The organism is Vibrio sp. RC2502, assembly GCF_054850435.1.
Window position 1 is genome coordinate 2,354,113 of the sequence record NZ_CM141453.1, and the last position, 22,098, is coordinate 2,376,210.

Below are 22,098 nucleotides of genomic sequence, written 5' to 3' on the forward strand. Positions count from 1 at the left end.
CTCTTTTTGGTTGCGTGAATGTAATTCGGAAAATGTGTTATTTAGTGATTATTTCTGGCCCCATCAAGGTCGTTGGTAACCAGGTTGATACCCAAGGTACATAAGTCACAATTATCAAGAACAAGAACATGACGCCCACCCATGGCAATGCTGCTTTTACAACATTCATCATCGACATTCTTGCCACCCCAGCCGTTACAAACAGGTTCAACCCGACTGGTGGCGTTATCATGCCGATTTCCATGTTCACCACCATCATGATACCGAGGTGAATTGGGTCGATGCCCAGCGCAATGGCAATTGGGAAAACTAAAGGAGCAACGATGATCAATAAGCCCGAAGGCTCCATAAACTGACCACCGATCAGGAGCAACAAGTTTACAACTATCAAGAACGTAATTGGCCCAAGCCCCGCAGACAGCATCGATTCCGTGATCATCTGAGGGATACGTTCTTCAGTCAGTACGTGTTTTAAGATCAGTGCATTAGCAATGATAAACAGCAGCATGATGGTAAGCTTGCCTGCTTCATACAAGGTATGCTTAGTGTCTTCATGCACAAAGGTCTGAATCACTTTGACGATCGCTAGTTTGGTGTTTTGCTTATCAGCAAATGGTCCCATGTCTTTATAGATAAAGTTCGCGATAAAGAATGAGTACACCGCCGCAACTGCCGCAGCCTCTGTTGGTGTGAAAATGCCGCCATAGATACCGCCAAGGATGATCACCACCAGCAGCAAGCCCCAACTCGCATCTTTGGCGGCATCAAACGTTTCTTTCCATCCCACGAATGGTTGCTTAGGTAGATTCTTAATCCTCGCCGCAATGTAGATAGCGATCATCAACATCACGCCAGCCAGCAAACCCGGGATCACACCACCAAGGAACATACGCCCGACTGACACATCGGTCGCAGCAGCATACACCACCATCACGATCGATGGCGGAATCAAGATCCCCAAAGTACCTGCGTTACAGATAACACCCGCAGCAAACTCTTTCGAGTAACCGTTTTTAATCATCCCCGCAATGACGATACTACCGATAGCGACCACGGTTGCTGGTGAAGAGCCAGACAGTGCTGCAAACATCATACATGCCACAACGGAAGCCATGGCGAGACCACCACGGAACCAACCAACAATGGCAATCGCAAATCGGATGATTCGCTTTGCAACGCCACCTGTCGACATAAAACTTGAGGCCAAAATGAAGAAAGGTATCGCCAACAATGTATAGTGACCAGCAAAGGCGTTAAACAGCGTTTGAGCAACTGACGCCAAAGAAGCATCGGAATGCAGCATTAAGAAAAGTACACTGGAAAGACCCAGAGAAATTGCGATTGGCACACCAATGAGCATGAAGCCAATCACCATTAAAAACAGTAGTAAAATATCCATGGCTTAGCGCTCCTTGTGCTCAGAATCGTTCGAGGAACGAGGAGTCATGGCATCGCCAGCTGCACTCATTTCTTCTTTTAAGGCTTCCAGTTCTTCCTCAGCTTCATGACCTGCAATCAAGCGATCCAGCTTGCCTGTAGCGATCTGCCAAGTGACTTGTAAAAAACGGAAAGTGAGCATCGCCATACCAAACGGCAAAGCGAAATAAGGAATAAAGCGTGGCAGTTTTTCGTAGCGCTCGCCTTCATTAAGCCAATCCGCTAAGAACTGTAAAAACTCAGGCATTGGGATATCGTCGGTTTCATACCATGCGCGCTCTGTCGCAAAGGGATACCAATAATTCCAAGCACCAATCAAAAGCAGAATCGAAAAGGTTAGGCAGCAAGCCGCTGCGACTAGCGCAAGGAGTTTACGGCGCCCTTCAGGCACGATATTGATGATGACATCCACGCCAATGTGAAAGTGTTTTTTCACACCGTACGAAGCGCCAACTAAAACCATCCACGCGAACATGAATACGGTGAGCTCTAACGCCCAGAGAATATTATCGTTAAAGACATAGCGAAAAATGACATTAGCAAACGTCAGCAATGTCATCGCACCTAAGAAGAAAGCAATCAAGGTTTCTTCAATGGCATCGGTGATTCGTCCAGCCTTGGCAAAAAAAGTCGGTTCCATAATTACATCACGTCATCAGTAAAGGGGAAAAAGCCCTCATCCTCAGCTCGGCTTAGAGAGAGTCCGAGGGCGAATGGATATCGTTTTTGTTATTGTTGGTTTGAAGCCAAAGCCGCTTCAATCAGGTCAGAACCAATGTCTTTCTCAAACTTTTTCCACACTGGTTGCAGAGCCGTCACCCACTCTTGACGCTGCTCTGGCGTTAGCGTACGAACCACACCACCCGCTTCGATAATGTTGTTTTTATTCGCCAAGTTCACTTTGGTCGATTCCGCGTTACGCTCAACAGTCACTTCTTGAATGATGGTATTGAGCTGTTCACGCTGATCTTCTGGTAGCTTCTGCCAAAAATCGTTCGACGTCACAACGAGGTAATCCAAAATACCGTGGTTGGTTTCCGTTATGCCATCTTGAACTTCGAAGAACTTCTTACCGTAGATGTTTGACCAAGTGTTCTCTTGACCATCGATAACCTTCGTTTGTAGACCGCCGTAAACTTCTTTGAAGGACATTTTTTGAGGGTTTGCGCCAAGTTGCTCGAACTGGGCAACAAGAACGTCAGAAGCTTGGACGCGGAACTTAAGTCCTTTCGCATCGCTTGGCACCATCAGAGGTTTATTGGCAGACATTTGCTTCATACCGTTGTGCCAGAACGCAATGCCTTGTAGACCACGACGTTTCATTGAGTTTTTCAGCTTCTCTCCCGCTTCAGAGTTTTGGAAGCGGTCAACCGCAGCGACATCATCAAACAAGAAAGGCAGATCGAAAAGGCGATACTTCTTGGTGAATTTCTCAAACTTAGAAAGAGAAGGAGCAGCGAGTTGAACATCACCATTTAGAAGAGCTTCCAACACTTTGTCATCATCGTAAAGCGTTGAGTTTGGAAACACCTGCATGCACACTTTGCCGTTCATTTCTTCGTTGACACGTTTTTCAAGCAACGAAGCAGCAATGCCTTTTGGGTGTTTGTCCGCATTAGTCACGTGGCTGAATTTGATGACCGTTTCACCTGGGTCACAATTCGCAGCGGCATTAAAACTGGTAACAGCAAGAGCAGAGACAGATAGTAGGGTTAGAGGCTTTAACATTATTATTCTCCTTGATAAATCACATCCCATCCCGTCCATGAAGTTAAGGTGATGGGTACGGATGTTCATCAAAGAGCAATTAACAGACCAACTATTTTTTTATTTAAAATCAATCCATTAAAATATTAAAGTTGACAAGCGAGAGCCAAAAGGAGGGAAATCCACCCACAAACCTAAAGGATATGGGTGGGAAATGACCCATTTATGAGGAGCAGCTGATCTCCATCTTTTTCCCCCACTCTGGCGGCAGTTTGGCATACGCTTCAAACTCTGGTTGCGAATCGTATGGGTGGCGAAGTATCTCAGCAAGACGGTGAACTTCGCTGAAATCACCTTCCTCAGCTTTATCGATAGCCAATTGCGCAAGGTAGTTGCGAAGAATGTATTTCGGGTTGGCTTGGCGCATCTGTTCACAACGCTGCTCGGCTGAAATCGGCTCACCAATTTCATCTACCTCCAGCTCACATCGAGCTAAATACAAATCAAGCCAAGCTTGGGCGGCTTCCCGGTCAATAAACAAATCGATGACCTCTTGCGCTGGCTGTTTATCGAGGTTGGACAACGCTCTAAAGAATCGCGTGTAGTCGGTATGATTCTGATTAAGCAGTTCAAACATCGACTCAAACAAACGTCCGTCTTCTGCAATTTTTGTTTTCAAACCCAGCTTACTGCGCATCAAGCGGCTAAACTGCTGGCTTAAACGCCCTTCAAATTGGCTCAGTGCCTGTTCTAAATCTTCTCGCTCGACAAGCGGTGATAAGGCATGTGCCAAAGCAGAAAGATTCCACAGGGCAATTCGCGGTTGCTGCTCGAACGCATAACGCCCCTGATAATCAGAATGGTTACAAATGTACCCCGGTTCATAATCGTCGAGAAAACCAAATGGCCCGTAATCAAAGGTTTGCCCGAGAATTGACATGTTATCGGTGTTCATCACGCCATGAGCAAACCCATACGCTTGCCAGTAAGCAATCATGTCCGCTGTTTTCTGAACAATTTCACCAAACATTGCAGCGTATGGCCTCTCTGCCGACGCACTATCAGCAAAGTGCCACTCGATGACTTTGTCCGCCAGCAACTTTTGCTCTGCCAATTGATTGGTATAGAAAAGGTGCTCGAAATGGCCAAAACGCACGTGGGTCTCCGCCATACGAATCAACATTGCACCGAATTCTGTTTTCTCGCGATAAACAGGCGTGTCACTAACCATCATGCCAAGAGCACGAGTCGTCGGGATCCCAAGCCCCGCCATGGCTTCACTACATAGATATTCACGAATGGTTGAGCGCAACACCGCCCTGCCGTCCCCCATTCGCGAGTAGGGTGTTAGCCCCGCGCCTTTAAGGTGAATATCAAACCAAGTGCCATTTTGATGCTCAATTTCCGCCAACAGCAATCCACGTCCATCGCCCAAGTCTGGGTTGTAGACGCCAAACTGATGCCCTGCGTATTTCATCGCCAGAGGACGAAACGGTTCGAATTCGCTTTGCCCAGAAAAAACCGCCAATAGCTCATCGTTTTGCTCTGCTGGTAAACCAAACTGCTGCGCAAACTCACCATTCCAAGCAACCCAGCGAGTATTATCCAAGGGTTGTGGCTCAACCAAAGTATAGAAAGCTGACGGTAGTTGACTAAAGCGATGGGTGAAACTGACCCGTTGCCAAATGGACATGTGGGGTTCCTTAATAAAAAGAAGTACTGTTGTCAGTATACGTGTGAACGTCACTGTCATTCAGCCATGAAATGGGCATGGGTATTTTGCGTGAATAACGCGAAGACGGCAGGAAAGGTATTCACCCGCTACATACCACCTCACAAACGGAGGTGGTATGTAAAAACGATCAAATTGATTAAGCGGAAAATTCTTCACCCGTTTTTGGTGGCTCTGATGGCGTATCAAAACGAGCGCGTTCGATATCCACTACCGTTTTATAGCTCAACGATAACAATGCCAGCTGGTACGCGCCGAAAATACCATAGGCAACGCCAACAAAACTCAGCATGAAGAAATTCGTAAAGTGGCTAAAGATAAGCTGACTGAGTAATCCTGCACCTAATGGAATTAATCCCATCAAAATGAATACTTGCTTGTTGTATGGTCTGCTTTGGTTCCATGAACGACGCAAACTGCGCGGCTGATGATCCATTGCGGTCGCTGGCAGAACAAACGACCAACGCGCCATCACCCAATAGCCTGGAATGCTTGCAACTGTTGTGATAAACGCCATGGCGACAAAATCGGGTTCACCGCTTTCTGCAATGTAGATAAACGACAATACAAAGATTGGGATACCAATGACGAGCATCATCATCAGTCCAAACAATATCCACCAGCCAATGAAACGGAATTCTCGGGCCGACAAACGAAACACATCCAACGCCGAGTGCATGTAATCGCCAACCAAATAAATCCGGTGCACACGCACAGCAGCCATCGCAGCAACAAGTGGGTATAAAACGATTGTGACGAAATAAAATCCCGTGATGTTTCCTTCTTGGACGCTCGCTTGATCTTGCCCCGTCATTTCAGGATACATAAACACAAAAATTGAGTGCACGATGATTAATGGAATACACGCAATGACAATTGCGAGTAGGTTCCTTCTGACCATCACTGCCGCTTCTCGGCATATTGCCGAAACAGAAAAGTCCTCGGTTGACATACAACATCCTTAATTTGTAAAAATCTGCCCCTAGGGTAACCGCAGAGTAGAAAAATCGCTTTAAAAATAATGAGAAACACATCTCATAAGATAATGAGAGCAAATTCGAAATAAATCAGACACTAAAAATAAGCCACTCGATGCGAGTGGCTTATACCGTAAATTTAATACCGTTTTAGGCGCGGCGTCGCCAGCCCAATATTGCGAGTAACATCAGAGCCCAATAAGAAACACTGCCGCCACCCTCCGAGTTTTTAAACGTCGTTGTTTTCAAAGAAGCAACAACCGTCACGGTCACTTGCCCCGTTGCAGTAGCGCCTTTGCCATCCGAAACCGTGTACTGCAGCTTGATGCCGTCAGCCGGACTATCCGGTGCTTGAAAACGGATTTTTCCGTTCTCTACACTCGCGATTCCTTCTCCCGTTAAGTTTTGTACACTTTGTACAACCAGTTTATCGCCGTTCACGTCCGAATCATTGCCCGCTGCATCAATCACAATGCTTTCACCGACGGCGACTGTCGCCGTATCCGCTAGCGTAATTGGAGCTGAGTTTTGCACGGTTAAATCGATGGTCGCACTGGTAGTTTCGTTACTTGGATCCGCAACCGTAAGACGGAATGTCAGAACCTCACCCGCTTTTGCACCTTGAGGCACCGTAAAGCTAGCGCCGACATTGGTTGCATTGCCAAGAGAAACTGAAGTGCCAGCCAACTGCTCCCATCGATAACTCAACACGTCACCATCAGCATCCGTACTATTTAGTGCAGACAACGTGACTCGCTGCCCAACCGTCATGTCTCGATTATCAACATTAATCACCGCAACTGGCGCTTCGTTGCTGCCAAGCACTTCCACCTGAACATTCACGATTGAAGATGAGTAGGCACCATCAATCGACAACAAACGATATTGAAAACGGTCCAGGCCAACAAAGTTCATGTCAGGTTGGTACTGATTACCCGAAATGGTGCCATGTTCTGGTTGTTGAACGATGTCCACATTGAACTGATAGCCAACGGCCATAAAGTCATTGTCCATCAAGTTCAGTTCGATTGACTTGTTCTTATCGGTTTGCAATGAGTCTGCTTTTGCCTCAACGACATGACTCGCATCCACATTCAGCAGCGCGGCAAACGGTACGAAAGAGAAGCCTGTCTGATTCAAACCAAATGTGTACATGTCGCTATCGCTGCCTGTCCACATCACAGGTAAAGAGGATTTTTCAGTTTTTAGAACACGACCGAAATCAAAGTTCGCTTCAAACTCACCGCCTTCCAATTCCACCACCAACAGATGCTGAGCAGCACTTAGTTGGCTTGGCTGAGGGAATAAGATTCGTGATGATTTTTGGAAAGAACCTTGTTGTAGCAGTTCAGCGCTGTCTTGGTCTAACACCAACCGGTAACCCGCATTACCTGAGAATGGGAATCGCCATACTCGGTAAGTCATATCACTTTGAAGGCTGCTTCTTTGCGCGTACAGCTGAATACCATCCAGTTCTGTAGCGTTATTTAAATCTAGTGAAACCGCCAGCGTATTTGTGCCACTAGCAAACACATAACCTTGATAGAGAGAGTTCAGCCAAGCCGATTTGTTTGGCTCGCTCGCTTGCTCAAGGGCGAAACTGCCACCATTCGTACTGCTGGCAATGTTAGAAATACGAACACCAGTTTCAAACCCAGCAACTGCTTGAAGTCCTGGATTAGAAGTGTCGGAAATCTCAGTGCCACCGTTAGGATACAAATCGCCGGCATCACTGCTTCCATCATTTTCTAACTCATTCAGACCATCAGCCTGCATGATTTGAACCTGCATCGCGCCAACATCGTTAAAGCGGTTCTGGACGTTCACAGACGTCGCCAATACCCCTTCTGCCGCCAATGCTCGGTCGTAACCGCTAAAGGTACGGTTTTCCAAATACACGCGTGGGCCAAACTCTTTTAAGTATGGGTCGAGATACACCAATTTGACGTCGTCGTTATTCACGGGAATAGGCGTCGGGCTTTCATGAGTGATCGTTGGTACAACGAAACCAGCCGCGTGTTTGCTCCATGCGCTCATGTTAACGGGCGTATCACCTGAGTACGAATCACCCGGTTTCTTCGCCCATGAACCAGCACCCATCACGCCCCAAGAACCGATCGAAGCGTCACTGTTCCTTGCGTACAAGTCCGGCAAGCCAAGCATTAAGTGGCCAAGCTCATGTACGATCACACCCAACGTCGCTTGATGATCAACTTGGTAGTCAGCAAACACGCAGTAGTCAGTGATCTTTTTGCCATCTAGCGTGACATCATTGTGAGAGAATTTGTGTGGCCAGATAGCAGGACGGTCAAGGAATCCGGTTGAACGGTCGCCACCAGCAAAGATAAACATCACTGACAACTCTGAAGGTTCAACGGTTCCATCTTGGTTACTGTCGTAAGCAGAAAGATTGAAGTACGGATCCAGTTTTTGGTAGGCCTCTGTAAACACGGCGTTCAGCTTGGCCGTACATGTGGTGTCGCTAGAACTAGAGTGACAATTTGGGTGGCTTTGTGCCACGGACACATTGATCACACCATCATTCGCGGTGCCGTAACTCTCGATAGCTGGGACGACTTTGAATTTACCTTGAGAGTTTTTATCAAAGTAATCCACAACGCTTTGGCCATTCGTGTCGAAAACACGTTGCTCGAAATTGTGCACCATCGCTTGATCGTTAAAAGAAACCTGCACAACCAACAGAGGCTGCTGTTTCACGCTCGAGCTGCTCATCGCCTGATAACCTTGTGCCGTGCGCAATAAGTTTTGGCGAGCCATAGGTTCAATCGCTTTTAACGAAGACAGCTCCGGCTTAACTTGCACGTCCGGACGAAACTTCGCTGAATCAGGCGCATCACTGGATTGGGTTTTCTCAATACCAGTCGAGAGCAACTCAGGGGTGTCTGAATTACGCTGGATCTGAGCAAAAAACCAAACACCATCTTCCTGAATCAAGGCATTGCCTTGTTTGTCTTCAAACCAATGGAAATCAGCAGTTCCGCGTAAAATCGCCTCGCTATTGCTTCCGTCACTCAGCGTGATCGGATGCCAAATTGGCGATGGTGGTGTCGTTGCCATACTGTTTCCGGCAACAAGTGCAGTCAGCATGGTCAAGGCAAGGGTGTGGAATTTCAAAGTACGGCTCCATCTTTTCAATTCACTATGCGTAAAACGAACTCAGATACCCATCAATTTAATGAGCGGTTACCTGATGGTTACTTACGCATTAGATATAAATTAAGTGAATGAATGGTACAGAAATGAAAGGATAAGGGAATGCTGACAAGGGGATCAAAAAGAAAATTTGAGCAGAAGACCACGTTATTTATAAATGTTTGAGCGCCGATGACCAATCGACGCTCAAAAAAGTCAAAATATCACTTTAAATTCAAAGCGTTATTTTACGTTCATTTTGCTTATTACTGACAAATCATCCAGTAAGAACCGTGTCTTCTGGGTACTTAATCAACGTTGGTTCTGGTCTCGCCAACATATATGCGAGCGTCAAAGGCCCAATACGGCCAATAATCATCACGACGATCATGATGTACTTACCTGGTTCTGAAAGCTCCGCCGTCAAACCTGCAGTAAGCCCAACCGTTGCAAAAGCAGAAATCGTTTCGAACATCACTTTGTCAAAAGAAGCTTTCTCCGTCAGCATCAACAAAAACATAGCAGTGGTAAGAATCGCTCCGCTCACCACAATGATTGCCAGTGACTTCGTTACCGTTGGCCAGTTTACCGTTCTCTTAAACATCACCACGTGTTTCTTTTGACGCAAGAACGTCCACGTCGCCATAAACGCGACAGCAAAAGTAGACACCTTGATACCGCCACCCGTAGAGGTCGAACCCGCACCAATCAACATCAAAACGATCATGATGAGTAATGCCGGTTGCGTGAACTGCGTTAAATCAACACTGTTAAAACCCGCTGTCCGCGCACTGGCTGATTGGAAGAAAGCAGCCAACCATTGCCCGCCAGTAGTGAGCGCCCCCATGGTGTTGGGGTTGTGACGTTCCAAAAGCCAAAACAGCACCGTTCCCACCAACAGCAGTAACGGCGTGGCAATCAACATGATTTTGGTGTGAATATGTAAGAAGTGGAAACCTTTACGCCAATGTCGCCAAACGTCACCAATCACAGTGAAACCCAAGCCGCCAAAGATAAACAGACCAGCTAAGGTGAAACTCACTAACGGATCGTTGACAAAACTCATCATGCTGTCAGAAAAGAGAGCGAAGCCAGCATTGTTGAAAGCCGAAATAGAGTGGAACAGCGCATAGAACATGCCCGTCTGCCACCCCATTTCTGGCACCCAACGATACGAGAGGAAGACAAAACCAATCGCCTCTGCCACCAGCGCAAATGTGACGATCTTTTTCACTAGACGACGCAGGTTGACTTGCCTTTCTTGGCCAAGTGCTTCTTTGGCTAACGCTTGCTGACGTAGACTCAAGCGCACCCCAAACATATAGAGCAACACCGCAGATAAGGTCATTTGCCCTAAGCCGCCGATCTGCATCAAGCACATCAGAAGAATTTTACCCGCGAGCGTAAAATGTTGGCCGGTATCGACCACACCCAACCCAGTTACACTAATGGCTGAAGTCGCGGTAAACAACGCGTCAGTAATAGACAGACCAGAAACCGAAAAAACCGGTAGCGTAAGCAGAACAGCAGAAGGCAATAACACTCCGAGAAAGCTCAGCAATATAATGCGCGGTTCGCCACCTTTCGCTTTATCTCGTTTGCCGTCTGGGACGTAAAAAACGCCTCTCTGATGAAATTGCGTCATAATGATTTCAGCTTGTTTGCCAACTTGTCTTGCGGGCCAACCACAATAATGAGATCGCCGATTTCAAGCGTGGTACTCATATCAGGCGCTTTGATGATTTCAGGGCCACGTTTAAAGCCCAACACTTGCACGCCTTCGACCTTGCACAGCGCCAAATCGCTTAACGTTTTACCCATCAAACGCGAGCCAACAACAAACTCTGTCATCGCTAATCCGCTACCCAATGGATGAAATTCGAGTACGCGTTTATCCAGCATTTTGCGCGCCACACGAATGCCCATATCACGCTCTGGCATGATGATGTGGTCTGCGCCAATTTTTTGCAGAACGCGAGCTTGGAATCGGTCGTTAGCTTTTACCCATACCGATTTTACACCCGCCTCTTTTGCTATCAGAGTAGCAAGAATACTGGCATTCACGTCTGCACCAATGGCAATCATCACCATGTCGTAATCATCGAGCTTGAGCTCTGCGACCGTTTCTTCATGAGTACAATTTGCCACAATGGCCTGACTCACAAAACCTGCAGCTTCTTTCACTCGATCTTCATTGATGTCGACCGCTAAGACTTGTGACCCAGAATCTTGTAATTCTTTACATACCGCCAAACCAAATCGGCCAAGACCAATAACAGCGAATTGCTTATCACCTGTTTTCATTCGTGCCTCATTTATGCATTCATTAGCAAGCGCGAAAGTCTGCGCCTATTCCTGCCCTTCTGCAAATATGAGGACAAAAATTTGACAAAACATTTACGCAGTTATTTGCATTTTGAGTGTTAAGCGTATGACACGATTTAACTTTTTTCCTCATCACGACCGACAAACCAGACAAAATCCATCGTATTTTCGGCGGCTCTAAACGCAAAAAAGCCGCACGAATGCGGCTTTGCTTTCAATGTGTCAGCAGACTATTTTGCGTCACGTTGTTCAGAATTCTCACGACGCGGGCGATTGTCTTGCGGTTTACGCTTATTCTTAGGTACGTAATTCAAAATCGAAATCGGCACTGGCTTTCTTGGAGCAAAACCTTCGATTTCAACACGCTCAAGCAAGTGGCCCAGACGGCTTTCAATCATGCACAGGTTTTTGAAATCATCCTTCGATACCAAAGAGATCGCTTCACCTTGCGCGCCAGCACGGCCTGTACGCCCGATGCGGTGTACGTACTCATCCGCAGGGAATGGTAAATCGTAGTTAATCACTACTGGTAAGTTGTCGATATCAATACCACGCGCGGCAACGCCAGTTGCAACCAGATATTGAATTTCACCCGCTTTGAACTTCTCAATCAGTTCCTGACGAACACGCTGATTGCGACCACTGTGGAACGCTTCAGCCACAATGCCACGCTTCTCAAGCTGGCTAACCAATTTGGCCGCGCCGTGTTTTGTTTCAATAAAGATCAGCACTTGCGACCAGTCGTTTTCATTCAGCATGTGGCTCAAAAGCGACGACTTCATGTCTTTATCGACGGTGGTGATCCACTGCTTGATGTTCGACTTAGATGCACTGTGTTTTGCAATCGTAATCTCTTCAGGATCAACAATCGCGTTTTTGGCCAAATCACGAACTGGGTTCGACAACGTAGCCGAGAACAGCAAGCTTTGAACATCTTCTGGCATGCAATCGATGATCTTATCGATCGAGTCGATAAAGCCCATATCAAGCATCTTATCGGCTTCGTCCAGTACCAGCATTTCCACTTCATCAAAATGGATCGCACGCTGGCCGTATAAATCAATCAGACGTCCTGGTGTGCTCACCACAATATCTACGCCTTCAATCAGCGCTTGCTTCTGCGGCGCATATTCCACGCCACCAAACATCGCCATTGAGCGCAGTGGCAAGTTTTTCCCGTACGCTTCAATACTTTGATGCACTTGTAGAGCCAGTTCGCGCGTTGGCGTAAGAATGATGGCACGAGCGCGTTTTTTACGTTGCGTCTCACCTTGGCTTAGCTTTTCTAAGATTGGCAACACAAAGCTGGCGGTTTTACCCGTGCCTGTTTGCGCAGCCGCGATCAAGTTGCTGCCACGCAGCACAATTGGAATCGCTTTTTGTTGGATAGAAGTCGGTTTTTCGTAACCCAGCGCCGTTACGGCATCCGTAATTGGTGCGCTTAAACCAAGCTTAGAAAATGGCATAGAAACGTCTCTAAAGAGGAAATGGGCGCGTAGTTTATCAGAATCCCAGTCAAGTAACAGAATCATTCGTCTGGACGCGAAAACCACATTCAACAAATGAACTCTATCCTTTTAATAAGACATTCTGTTGGCATGACGCGTTGAATTATTCACAACCTCACGTTTCTCGCGAGAGAATCTCGTTATGCTGCTAACGTGTGCATTACTGGAAGGCTCCATGGACATTTTATTGCTTGTTGGATTGATCGCACTAAACGGCATTTTCGCTATGTCTGAGATCGCGTTAGTCGCGGCGAAAAGCGGCCGATTAAAAATGATGGCCGAAGACAACGCACCTGCTGCGCTCGCTTTAGAACTAAAAAACAACCCTACCCAGTTTCTTTCGACTATCCAAATCGGCATTACTGCCATCGGTCTACTCAGTGGCATTTTTGGTGAAGCGACGCTGTCCATTCCTTTTGAACACTGGCTCGTTGCCCAAGGGCTAGAGCGCGAAGTCGCCACCATTCTTGCGACCACCAGCGTTGTTATTTTGATCACTTACTTCGCGATCATCATCGGTGAGCTCGTGCCAAAACGTTTTGCACAAAACAACGCGGAAAGCATCGCAATTGTGGTCGCCTATCCGATTCATTGGTTAGCCAAACTTGCCAGACCTTTTGTGTTCTTACTTACTGTGTCGACAGACGCGTTACTTAAACTTCTGCGCCAAAACGAAAACCAAGGCGAAATCGTCACAGAAGAAGACATCTTTGCCGTCGTCAATGAGGGTTCGGAATCAGGAGCCATCGAACCGCAAGAACAACTGATGATCCGCAAGCTACTGCACCTCAATGATCGTTTAGCCCTGTCTTTAATGACGCCGCGCTGCGACATCCATTTTTTGGACACCAACTTGCCGCTGGATGCGATTCTCAAACACCTACGTCAAACTCAACACTCAGTTTGGCCTGTGTGCAAAGGCGGTTTAGATAACATCATCGGCACCATTTCCTCAAAAGTATTGCTTGATGAGTACGACCACCTGTCTGTTTCGCGACTCGGTAAATTGCTCAAACATCCGCGCTTTGTACCGGAATCGATGAAAGGCTTGCCTCTACTGAACTACATGCAGCAAACCAGCGCAGAGATGGTATTTATTGTTGATGAATATGGCGACGTGCAAGGCTTAGTCACCTTATACGATTTGCTCAAGTCCATCGCTGGCGAATTAGGAATGGCACCAGAACAAATCTGGGCGAAGCAGCAAAAAGACGGCAGTTGGCTGATGGATGCGCTGATTCCTCTCAACGAACTCAAATACAAACTGGGATTGACCACAATTGAAGGCGAAGAGAGTGAAGGTTTTCAAACCCTCAATGGCTTTTTAACTTGGTGGCTAGGACGCCTTCCACATGCAGGAGAGTTGGTCGACTATGAGGGCTGGCAGTTTGAGGTGTTAAACGTCAAACATCACCGGATTGTACAAGTTAAAGTGAGCCGAGAGACAGAGTCGAAAACAACCACCGACACCAACGATGGCGACGCTAACCCATAAAGTTAGGCTGCAAACCTTTCGCCAGCTTCTGCCTAACTTTGTAAGAGACGTCACTCAACGTAATGTTACCTTTGCTGTGACGATCGATGCCTGCATTTTGTCGGTAAGCGATCGAACCTTGTTTGAACAGCACGTGTGAGGGTGACTTCCCGATTGCTGCGGGGTAGAGAATCGCCATGTAAACATCTTCCAACGAAGACATTCGGTGTCGATAAGGCCAAAAGTAAGCTTTCACATAATCGAGCTGTTCAACGGCGCTCATCATGGCGAGATGCTTAGTACTCGTCCCCAAGTTTTTCGCGGTTGCGGGCATGAACTGAATCAGACCTGTCGCTCCACTCCCAGAGCCGTTTCTAATGCTAGGGCTGAACGTTTCAGCCGTCTCAAAGGCCATACAAGCCATTAGATGATTCGGGTTGATTTCTAGCTCAGAGCAAATTTCGACCACTTTGCTTTTGAATGCTGGGCTGACTCGCTGTCCCCACGCCAAAACATGCTCAGAAGGCTCTTGAAATGGCTCGGGAGAAAAAATACATCGATGGGAACGTTGGGGATAAAAAGGAAGCTTTTTAATGAGGCGCTGCTGCCTGCCCTTCAGCATGGAAGTAAAGGAAAACAATACAGTTTTGAGTGGCTGCCGTTTTTTAAACTTTACTAACCTATACAGTCGCTTAGATACCTTTTTCACGACATAACCAAGTTGAGGGAACACTCCCAAAATGTAATCCATTTCCTACAAATTTTATAGAAATATCAGCTACAACAAATATTTATGTGACCAAAGTCTCTTTTATGGCAATCTCAACGTTCAATAACCCACCAAAAAAATAGAAATAACCTTATTAAAATCAAGGCAATAAAAAGCCCCACCTATGAATCACAGATGGGGCTAATGAGATGTTTTTAATAATTTTTTCTGAGTAATTTAAAAACCTTCGCCACGTACTAACTCAGCCAGCGTCGACAAGCGTTGTTCACTTTGCTTGACGTATGGGTTCTCGGTATCCCACGCGTAACCAGCCAATATTGCACTGATCATCTGTTTAATACGTGGATTTGGAGCTTGGTAGAAAATCACGTCTTGAAGCGTGCCGTTGTACCATCCTTCCACATAAGTGCGGAACGTGTTGACACCAACCATCAAGCGTTCTGAGTACTCTTCTTGCCAATCAACCACTTCGCCGTTCAATTGACGCACAACGCAATCAGCAGCAAATTGAGCGGACTTCATCGCTATAGTGACACCCGATGAGAATACCGGGTCCAAAAATTCGCCCGCGTTACCAAGCAGCGCGTAGTGTTCTGTGGCTAAGCGTTTAACGTTCGCTGAATAGCCACCCAACTCTCCTGCAGGATTTGGGTACTTCGCGTTTCGCAATAAAGATGCCAAACCCGGCTCTTCATTAGCCAACTGCTGCAAAGCTGCAAGCTTATCTTCTGGGTGTTGCTCGAAAAACTCAGGCTCACCCACCACACCAAACGAACACGTACCATTCGAGAATGGAATGAGCCAGTACCATACGTCGTGATTTTCAGGATGGACTGAAATCAGAATTTTGTTGCGATCGTACTCTGGTTCTTGTGGTGAAATATGATCTTCGATATGCGTAAAGATCGCTTTTCTTGGTGGAAGGCAAGAAGGTTCTTCCAGATCCAGCAAACGCGGCAGCACTCGGCCAAAACCACTCGCATCCAAAACAAAATCGGCTTCGATTTGGTACGCCTGCTTATCGGGCCCAACCACTTCTAAGCGCGATTTTTTGCCTTCAAACGCCAAGCTAACCAGCTCATGTTGATAACGAATATCGACGCCCTGCTCTGCGGCGTTGTCGGCGAGCACTTTATCAAAGCTGGCGCGTTGAACCTGAAATGTGGTGCCTGGTCCTGCGGTAAATTTGTCAGTGAAATCAAAGTGGGTGTAGACCCCGTTACGACGGAACGCCGCACCATCTTTGAATTGGAAGCCATGCTGCTTCACCGCCTCTGTCATTCCGGCAAGTTCCACCACCTCCATACAAGCTGGAAGTAAGCTTTCGCCAATTGAGAAACGAGGGAACGTCGTTTTTTCGATCACGACAACATCAATACCACGAGATTTTAGCAACGCAGAAACGGTGGAACCCGAAGGACCTGCGCCAACGACGACAACTTGCTTGTGCTCTGTTTTCATTCTTTATACTAGCTTGCTTGGAGTTTTAATAAGGTATGTCCGAGGCCAATGTTGTCCGTTCTTTCCACAACAGAGAGACCTGCTGCTTCAACAATTTCTAGGAAATCATCACTACGGTAGAAACGGCTATTACCATTGGCTAGGCAGGTAAAGTAAAGCGAGGTGGCATTTAAGCTGTATGACGCGCCCGCGTATTTCTGCGCATCCCAAAACAGTTCGAGAACGTAAACGGTATCGCCCGCGCTCAACTGCGCCTTCACTTTCTTCAAAATATTTAAAATTTCAATTGGAGAGAAACAATCTAAGAACTGGCTCATCCACCAAATATCGGCATGATCAGGCAATGTTTGGGCTTTATCAAGCATATTGGCAGGATACGGATGCACGCGCTCGCTGAGCTGATTCTCTGCCACGTTAGACATCGCGACTTCCAATTGCTGCGGCAAATCAACAATGGTCACATGTACATCTTTATCGTAGTTGCAGCACTGCATTGCCCATTTACCCGTATTGCCACCGATATCGACGATGTGTTTTGGCTCATTGGCAAACACTTCTTTAAGCAGCAATGGGAAAGAACGATCCGAATAGAAGTGATCAAACTTAAACCAGCTCTGCTTAGCTTGCTCAGGTAATGTCGACAACCCTTGATAGATGGTTTCCCAATCGCCCAGCTCTTTCAGTCCAGCTGGTTTGCCGTCTTTGATTGCTTCAGTCAGGTGCATCATCGCGGCATAACAAACGTCGGCCGTGAAATCCATGTTTGCTTGGGTCATGCCATCGTACAACAAGTAGAACCCGAGGTTGGCCAGTGAGTAGTTAGGTTTTTCCCACAAAACAATGTGCGCACTTATCGCCATGTCTAGCAGCACTTTGACACCATATTCTGACACGCCTGTTTTTTCGGCGATATCAATGGCGCTCATGCCTTTTGAACCAGCGCTATCGAGCGCCGCTAATATACCCAAATCTCTGAGCGTTCTCGCGGTATGGAAAACGATAGGGGCAAAAGATAATTTTTGAGCTTCTGTTTTTGCTTCAAAAGCATTAAAAGGATCATTATTTTGATTTAACACGAAAAAACCTAACTGCATTTAATAATTTTTATTGCTGAGACTGAGTGCCCAACAACGCAAGTGCTCGCTGAATATCAACATTTAAATTGTTTACCCAACGATTGTAATTGCGGTGAATTTTGCCATCACTTGCTTTGAGATTTACTGAGTTGAGATAAATAATTGAATAATATTTGTTGTTGTATGGAATTTTTACTTCAGCAGAGTGTGTACGAACGTGAATTTTCGCAATTAATACACCCGGACTAACTTCTTCAATCGTCCAACCACGGTTAGTTGCGGATTGCACAATCGCCATTTTTACTTGTTTATTTTGAAGATCATACGCAACTGGAGTATCCTCCACACTCAATACAGGTTGTACACGTCCACAACCGACAAGAAGCAAAGTTAATAATAATGAGATGTACAGCTTAAAGCGCGACATAAGAATTTCCTTTTTATTATGAATTCGGGTGAAGCCCAAATTGTATCGAGCTGTAAAATAAACAATTTAACCAAATATGCCAAACTCGAAGATCAAAATTTCGTTCAATATTGATGCGTGGACAGCGAATTCACTGGGTTTATCTCAACCTGATGAATGGAAAGAATGGGCTGCAAGCGGAAATTGGCCACAAGATGGCAAAGTAAATGTGGCGGATATTCCTGCAATGATGCGCAGAAGAATGAGTCCATTAAGTAAACTTGCGGTGCAAACGGCCATCGAATTATTAAAGCAACATCAGGTCGATTATCTGGTGTTTTCTAGCCGTCATGGCGAACTGCATCGCAGTGTCGCGCTGGTTGCAGACATCATCAGTGGCGAAGAAGCCTCTCCAATGGCGTTCTCTCAATCAGTGCACAATACCGCGGCAGGTTTAGCGACCATCGCAACCAAGCAGCCAATCCCTCTCACTTCGATTGCGGCATCGGAAAATACATTCCAAAGCGCGATATTAGAAGCGTGGCTATTTTTAGCAGACAATCCAGATAAGAAAGTTCTGCTGGTCGACTTTGATGAACCTTTACCTGACTCCTACACCGAATTTGAACAGCAGCAATATCCGGGCTTTGGCTTAGGTTTGGTGCTATCAAACGGTGATGATTTTACGTTGCGCAGCAGCCACAGCGTAGAAACACCAGGCCACCTTTTGCCACAAGGCTTAGCGTTTTTGCAGCACTACTTGTCAGACAAAACTCAGTGGACCATCCATGCCCCACAGCAATCTTGGGAATGGCGCAAACAATGAATCGCTTAAATCAGTATTGGCGCGTGCTCGCCACGGGTTTCTGTTTTTCGGTATTTGGTTTGGGTGGTTTAGCGCTTAGCTTTATCGTGATTCCAACTATTCGTATTTTTGTCTCTGACCAAACTGAACGTGAATATAAAGTTCAAGGCGCGATTCAATATTCTTTCAACACATTCTGTAAATTAATGAAGTTCAGCGGGGCGATTGATTATGAAATTATTGGCGCAGACCGTCTTCAACAAGATCGAAATTGTTTAATTGTTGCCAATCATCCGAGTTTAATTGATTACGTTTTAATCGCCTCACAATTAAATCGCTGTGATTGTTTAGTAAAGTCGGCAATTTGGTCGAATCCTTTTATGAAGCATATTGTAAAAGCGGCCGGATATATTCCAAACGAAGCGCCAGATGATTTATTAGCACTTTGTGAAGAACGATTTAATAAAGGCAACGTGTTGCTTATATTTCCTGAAGGCACAAGAACAACACCAGGCATAAAACCTAAGTTGCAACGTGGCGCGGCGCAAATTGCAGTAAGAACAGAACGAGATTTAAGAGTCGTACATATTACGGTGACACCGAGCTTTCTCACAAAAGAGAAAAAATGGTATCAGGTGCCAACAACAAAGCCCTTTTTCAAAATTGAAGTTAAGGATAAAGTTGAGATTGAGCCCTTTATAAAGCAAACTACGTCACCAACGATAGCGGCTCGACGCTTACAACAGCACTTAGCTGACAACATTTTTCCAGAAAACTTTTATTGATAAGCAGGTCCCAGTGGAACAGTTACACAACGATATTAAGCAACTTATTATTAATGCTTTGAACCTTGAAGATTTAACCGTAGACGATATTGAAACGGATGCGCCACTTTTTGGTGATGGACTTGGCTTAGACTCTATCGACGCACTTGAGCTTGGATTAGCAATTAAAAAGCAATACAACATCGTCATCGATGCTGACGACTCAAATACGCGCGAACACTTTGCTTCTGTAGCAAACCTAGCGAAATACGTTTCTTCTCAAACTAATGAATAAGTTGTAGGTATATTCATGACTGATGTAAATAAAGATCAAGTATTTGAACAAGTTAAAGATGCGCTTGTTGAGCTGTTCGAAATCGACGCAGACGACATCCAACCTGACGCGCACTTATATCAAGATCTCGATCTAGATAGCATTGACGCGGTTGATTTGGTCGTGCACCTACAGAATGTCACTGGTAAAAAAATCAAACCTGCTGAATTTAGTACAGTAAGAACCGTTGACGATGTCGTTAACGCAGTCACTGAGCTATTGAAGGAAAGTTAATGCGCCAATTGCTGACTGGTCTGTCTGCAATTGTACTGTTTGCCTACCCCTTCGCCGTTTACTTCGGTATAGATAAATTTGGCTTGAACTTAGTTGGGGGCTTGTTAATTGCTGCGTTGCTTTTGCGTTTATTCGTCGCAAATAAGACCCCACTTAAAGAGTTTAAATTCCTAGCGCTCACCACGGGCGCAGTCGGTATTCTTCTTGTTGCGCTTGGCATGGTGTTTAAACAACACGGGTGGCTTAAGTTTTACCCTGTGGTTGTGAACGTATGCATGTTGTGCGTGTTCGCATTTAGTCTCAAACAGCCTCAATCGATCATTGAAAGGCTCGCGCGTTTACAAGAACCAGAACTACCGCCAAGCGGCGTTGCTTACACTCGCAAAGTGACGATGGTTTGGTGCGTTTTTTTTGTACTGAATGCCGCTTTTGCCCTCTATACCTGTTTCCTGCCAGTAAAAATATGGACGCTGTATAACGGTCTGATTAGCTACTTACTTGCTGGTAGCTTGTTCGCCGGAGAGTGGATCGTGCGTCAATTTGTTCGAAAGGAACACTAATCGTATGAATACAACGTATTCGAGCTTTACCTCACTGGCGACCTTGTTCAGAACAAAGAGGTATGAGCAATCCCCTGTCTCTTACGATCGCGACACAGTTATCACTTGGGGTGATTTCCAGAAGCACGTCGCAACGCTTGCTCAGCAGTTAGAAAGCCAGCCAACGCAAAACATTGCGTTGTGTTTTGGCAACAGCTACCTATTTGCCGTTGGTTTTTTTGCTTGTTGTCACGTAGGAAAATCCATTGTATTGCCTGGTAACTACCAACCAGAAGCACTCAAAGAACTCAGCGAGCATTACGATTTATTGTTGCATGATGCCGATGTCTCTGTTCCAGAACAGGTGAGTTCACTCCTAGTAAAAGCTCAATCATCGGTAGACATCACCTTGATTCACGAGCAACAGGTAGACCAACCTTTTGTTTGGCGCGAATTGAATCTGGCAAAAATACCAGTAACGCTATTTACTTCTGGTTCAAGCGGCAAACCAAAAGCCATTGCAAAAACGCTGAAACAGCTCGATATCGAAGTTGCTATTCTAGACAACCTGTGGGGCGACACGGTTGCCAACACACGCGTTGAAAGCACCGTCTCTCATCAACACATTTACGGCTTGCTGTTTCGCGTATTGTGGCCTTTGTGCTCTGCACGTCCATTTTCAGCACACAACCTCGAATTCCCTGAGCAAATTGTCCATCACGCCGATGCTGACACCACGCTAGTAAGCAGCCCTGCGTTACTAAAACGACTCAGTGAAGAGCACAATCCGGTTACGATTCGGTGCGTATTTTCTTCTGGAGGCCCCTTGTCAAACCAAGCGGCGCAGCACAGCCAGCTGTTGTTTGGGTCACTTCCTATTGAAGTTTTTGGCAGCACAGAAACCGGCGGCATCGCCTACCGTCAGCAGCACGTAGCCAGCTCTCCTTGGACGTTATTCCCTGGTGTTGAAGCCGAGCTTAACCATGAAAATTGTTTAAAGCTCCGCTCGCCACACATTGATGAAAACACTTGGTACCAAACTGCGGATGAATGCTATTTCCATGATAGTATTTCTTTTGAATTGCGTGGACGCACTGACCGAATCGTCAAAGTCGAAGAAAAGCGTATTTCCCTTGTCGAAGTGGAAAAACGTTTAGAGCAATTGCCGTGGGTTCAAGAAAGCGTGGTGATCCCAATGGAAGAATCTGGTCGCCTCACGTTAGTCTCGATCATCGTACTTAACGATAAAGGCAGCGATGTGCTTAATGAACTTGGTAAAGGCAAATTTTGGCTTGAGCTTCGCAAGGCACTGCGCAATTGGCTAGAACCGATCGCTATCCCGAGAAAATTCCGAGTGGTCGACGAAATTCCATTGAACAGCCAAGGCAAACGCCAAGTTGCTGAAATTGAAAAACTATTCCAATAAAGCTAGTAAC

Annotated in this window: 20 protein-coding genes; 7 read left to right on the forward strand and 13 right to left on the reverse strand. The window is 46.2% G+C overall.

Going from position 1 to position 22,098, the window contains the following annotated elements:
- Nucleotides 1-37: 37 nt before the first annotated feature.
- From ACYJZR_RS10970 to ACYJZR_RS11010, 9 genes are all read right to left on the reverse strand, one after another.
- Nucleotides 38-1,399: a TRAP transporter large permease gene (locus tag ACYJZR_RS10970; RefSeq protein ID WP_100088612.1), complete on the reverse strand. Its 1,362-nt coding sequence runs from the start codon at nt 1,397-1,399 to the stop codon at nt 38-40.
- A 3-nt stretch (nt 1,400-1,402) separates the two neighbouring features.
- A complete protein-coding gene (locus tag ACYJZR_RS10975; protein ID WP_406966231.1) occupies nt 1,403-2,077 on the reverse strand; it encodes a TRAP transporter small permease in 675 nt (224 codons plus the stop codon).
- 89 nt (nt 2,078-2,166) lie between these two features.
- Complete coding sequence (locus ACYJZR_RS10980; protein WP_005479018.1) at nt 2,167-3,165, reverse strand: TRAP transporter substrate-binding protein; 999 nt, start codon at nt 3,163-3,165, stop codon at nt 2,167-2,169.
- 202 nt (nt 3,166-3,367) lie between these two features.
- On the reverse strand, nt 3,368-4,837 hold the full coding sequence (locus ACYJZR_RS10985; RefSeq protein WP_025588777.1) for a protein adenylyltransferase SelO: 1,470 nt from the start codon (nt 4,835-4,837) through the stop codon (nt 3,368-3,370).
- A 178-nt stretch (nt 4,838-5,015) separates the two neighbouring features.
- Nucleotides 5,016-5,828 (reverse strand): sugar transporter, encoded by an 813-nt coding sequence (locus ACYJZR_RS10990; RefSeq protein WP_025622389.1) that lies wholly within the window; start codon nt 5,826-5,828, stop codon nt 5,016-5,018.
- Between the two features lie 175 nt (nt 5,829-6,003).
- Complete coding sequence (locus ACYJZR_RS10995; RefSeq protein WP_406966230.1) at nt 6,004-8,988, reverse strand: M6 family metalloprotease domain-containing protein; 2,985 nt, start codon at nt 8,986-8,988, stop codon at nt 6,004-6,006.
- Nucleotides 8,989-9,283: 295 nt separating this feature from the next.
- Nucleotides 9,284-10,651, reverse strand: coding sequence for a TrkH family potassium uptake protein (locus tag ACYJZR_RS11000; RefSeq protein WP_005479004.1), 1,368 nt, complete (start codon nt 10,649-10,651; stop codon nt 9,284-9,286).
- Nucleotides 10,648-11,310 (reverse strand): potassium channel family protein, encoded by a 663-nt coding sequence (locus ACYJZR_RS11005; protein ID WP_005460581.1) that lies wholly within the window; start codon nt 11,308-11,310, stop codon nt 10,648-10,650. Before ACYJZR_RS11005 ends, ACYJZR_RS11000 begins: the two co-directional genes overlap by 4 nt.
- A 251-nt stretch (nt 11,311-11,561) precedes the next feature.
- Complete coding sequence (locus ACYJZR_RS11010; protein WP_020840278.1) at nt 11,562-12,797, reverse strand: DEAD/DEAH box helicase; 1,236 nt, start codon at nt 12,795-12,797, stop codon at nt 11,562-11,564.
- Between the two features lie 184 nt (nt 12,798-12,981).
- Here ACYJZR_RS11010 and ACYJZR_RS11015 point away from each other — a divergent pair, with 184 nt between their 5' ends.
- Nucleotides 12,982-14,334 carry a hemolysin family protein gene (locus tag ACYJZR_RS11015; protein ID WP_406966229.1) on the forward strand — a complete coding sequence of 451 codons (1,353 nt, stop codon included), beginning with the start codon at nt 12,982-12,984 and terminating at the stop codon, nt 14,332-14,334.
- Here the strand turns inward: ACYJZR_RS11015 and ACYJZR_RS11020 are convergent.
- The 4 genes from ACYJZR_RS11020 to ACYJZR_RS11035 form a co-directional block, all read right to left on the reverse strand.
- Nucleotides 14,324-15,064: a transglycosylase SLT domain-containing protein gene (locus ACYJZR_RS11020; RefSeq protein ID WP_005487709.1), complete on the reverse strand. Its 741-nt coding sequence runs from the start codon at nt 15,062-15,064 to the stop codon at nt 14,324-14,326. The two genes, ACYJZR_RS11015 and ACYJZR_RS11020, sit on opposite strands and share 11 nt — an antisense overlap.
- Nucleotides 15,065-15,259: 195 nt before the next feature.
- Nucleotides 15,260-16,504 (reverse strand): NAD(P)/FAD-dependent oxidoreductase, encoded by a 1,245-nt coding sequence (locus tag ACYJZR_RS11025; RefSeq protein WP_406966228.1) that lies wholly within the window; start codon nt 16,502-16,504, stop codon nt 15,260-15,262.
- An 8-nt stretch (nt 16,505-16,512) separates the two neighbouring features.
- A complete protein-coding gene (locus tag ACYJZR_RS11030) occupies nt 16,513-17,598 on the reverse strand; it encodes a methyltransferase (protein WP_011105739.1) in 1,086 nt (361 codons plus the stop codon).
- Nucleotides 17,599-17,608: 10 nt separating this feature from the next.
- Nucleotides 17,609-18,007, reverse strand: coding sequence for a lipoprotein (locus ACYJZR_RS11035; RefSeq protein ID WP_005460588.1), 399 nt, complete (start codon nt 18,005-18,007; stop codon nt 17,609-17,611).
- Between the two features lie 76 nt (nt 18,008-18,083).
- Here ACYJZR_RS11035 and ACYJZR_RS11040 point away from each other — a divergent pair, with 76 nt between their 5' ends.
- Genes ACYJZR_RS11040 through ACYJZR_RS11065 form a run of 6 tightly spaced genes read left to right on the forward strand, consistent with a single transcriptional unit; the run spans nt 18,084 to nt 22,088 of the window.
- Complete coding sequence (locus tag ACYJZR_RS11040; protein ID WP_406966227.1) at nt 18,084-18,812, forward strand: beta-ketoacyl synthase chain length factor; 729 nt, start codon at nt 18,084-18,086, stop codon at nt 18,810-18,812.
- Entirely contained in the window at nt 18,809-19,576 is a 768-nt protein-coding gene (locus tag ACYJZR_RS11045; RefSeq protein WP_406966226.1) for a lysophospholipid acyltransferase family protein, read from the forward strand. The genes ACYJZR_RS11040 and ACYJZR_RS11045 overlap by 4 nt, the downstream gene beginning before the upstream one ends.
- 13 nt (nt 19,577-19,589) lie before the next feature.
- Entirely contained in the window at nt 19,590-19,850 is a 261-nt protein-coding gene (locus ACYJZR_RS11050) for a phosphopantetheine-binding protein (protein ID WP_005457487.1), read from the forward strand.
- A 15-nt stretch (nt 19,851-19,865) separates the two neighbouring features.
- Nucleotides 19,866-20,123 carry an acyl carrier protein gene (locus ACYJZR_RS11055; protein WP_005460583.1) on the forward strand — a complete coding sequence of 86 codons (258 nt, stop codon included), beginning with the start codon at nt 19,866-19,868 and terminating at the stop codon, nt 20,121-20,123.
- Entirely contained in the window at nt 20,123-20,683 is a 561-nt protein-coding gene (locus tag ACYJZR_RS11060; protein ID WP_005460553.1) for a COG4648 family protein, read from the forward strand. The genes ACYJZR_RS11055 and ACYJZR_RS11060 overlap by 1 nt, the downstream gene beginning before the upstream one ends.
- Before the next feature lie 4 nt (nt 20,684-20,687).
- The gene (locus ACYJZR_RS11065) at nt 20,688-22,088 is read left to right on the forward strand and encodes an AMP-binding protein (RefSeq protein WP_406966225.1); all 1,401 of its coding nucleotides are present in this window, start codon (nt 20,688-20,690) and stop codon (nt 22,086-22,088) included.
- Nucleotides 22,089-22,098 lie beyond the last annotated feature (10 nt).

Excerpts from the sequence above, each read along its gene's own strand:
- ACYJZR_RS11000 (WP_005479004.1), bottom strand. The coding sequence starts at position 10,651 with ATGACGCAATTTCATCAGAGAGGCGTTTTTTACGTCCCAGACGGCAAA.
- ACYJZR_RS11030 (WP_011105739.1), bottom strand. The coding sequence starts at position 17,598 with ATGCAGTTAGGTTTTTTCGTGTTAAATCAAAATAATGATCCTTTTAAT.
- ACYJZR_RS11060 (WP_005460553.1), top strand. The coding sequence starts at position 20,123 with ATGCGCCAATTGCTGACTGGTCTGTCTGCAATTGTACTGTTTGCCTAC.
- ACYJZR_RS10990 (WP_025622389.1), bottom strand. The coding sequence starts at position 5,828 with ATGTCAACCGAGGACTTTTCTGTTTCGGCAATATGCCGAGAAGCGGCA.
- ACYJZR_RS10980 (WP_005479018.1), bottom strand. The coding sequence starts at position 3,165 with ATGTTAAAGCCTCTAACCCTACTATCTGTCTCTGCTCTTGCTGTTACC.
- ACYJZR_RS11045 (WP_406966226.1), top strand. The coding sequence starts at position 18,809 with ATGAATCGCTTAAATCAGTATTGGCGCGTGCTCGCCACGGGTTTCTGT.
- ACYJZR_RS11020 (WP_005487709.1), bottom strand. The coding sequence starts at position 15,064 with ATGGATTACATTTTGGGAGTGTTCCCTCAACTTGGTTATGTCGTGAAA.
- ACYJZR_RS10970 (WP_100088612.1), bottom strand. The coding sequence starts at position 1,399 with ATGGATATTTTACTACTGTTTTTAATGGTGATTGGCTTCATGCTCATT.
- ACYJZR_RS11005 (WP_005460581.1), bottom strand. The coding sequence starts at position 11,310 with ATGAAAACAGGTGATAAGCAATTCGCTGTTATTGGTCTTGGCCGATTT.
- ACYJZR_RS11055 (WP_005460583.1), top strand. The coding sequence starts at position 19,866 with ATGACTGATGTAAATAAAGATCAAGTATTTGAACAAGTTAAAGATGCG.
- ACYJZR_RS11040 (WP_406966227.1), top strand. The coding sequence starts at position 18,084 with ATGCCAAACTCGAAGATCAAAATTTCGTTCAATATTGATGCGTGGACA.
- ACYJZR_RS11015 (WP_406966229.1), top strand. The coding sequence starts at position 12,982 with ATGCTGCTAACGTGTGCATTACTGGAAGGCTCCATGGACATTTTATTG.
- ACYJZR_RS10975 (WP_406966231.1), bottom strand. The coding sequence starts at position 2,077 with ATGGAACCGACTTTTTTTGCCAAGGCTGGACGAATCACCGATGCCATT.
- ACYJZR_RS11065 (WP_406966225.1), top strand. The coding sequence starts at position 20,688 with ATGAATACAACGTATTCGAGCTTTACCTCACTGGCGACCTTGTTCAGA.
- ACYJZR_RS10985 (WP_025588777.1), bottom strand. The coding sequence starts at position 4,837 with ATGTCCATTTGGCAACGGGTCAGTTTCACCCATCGCTTTAGTCAACTA.
- ACYJZR_RS11035 (WP_005460588.1), bottom strand. The coding sequence starts at position 18,007 with ATGTCGCGCTTTAAGCTGTACATCTCATTATTATTAACTTTGCTTCTT.
- ACYJZR_RS11010 (WP_020840278.1), bottom strand. The coding sequence starts at position 12,797 with ATGCCATTTTCTAAGCTTGGTTTAAGCGCACCAATTACGGATGCCGTA.
- ACYJZR_RS11025 (WP_406966228.1), bottom strand. The coding sequence starts at position 16,504 with ATGAAAACAGAGCACAAGCAAGTTGTCGTCGTTGGCGCAGGTCCTTCG.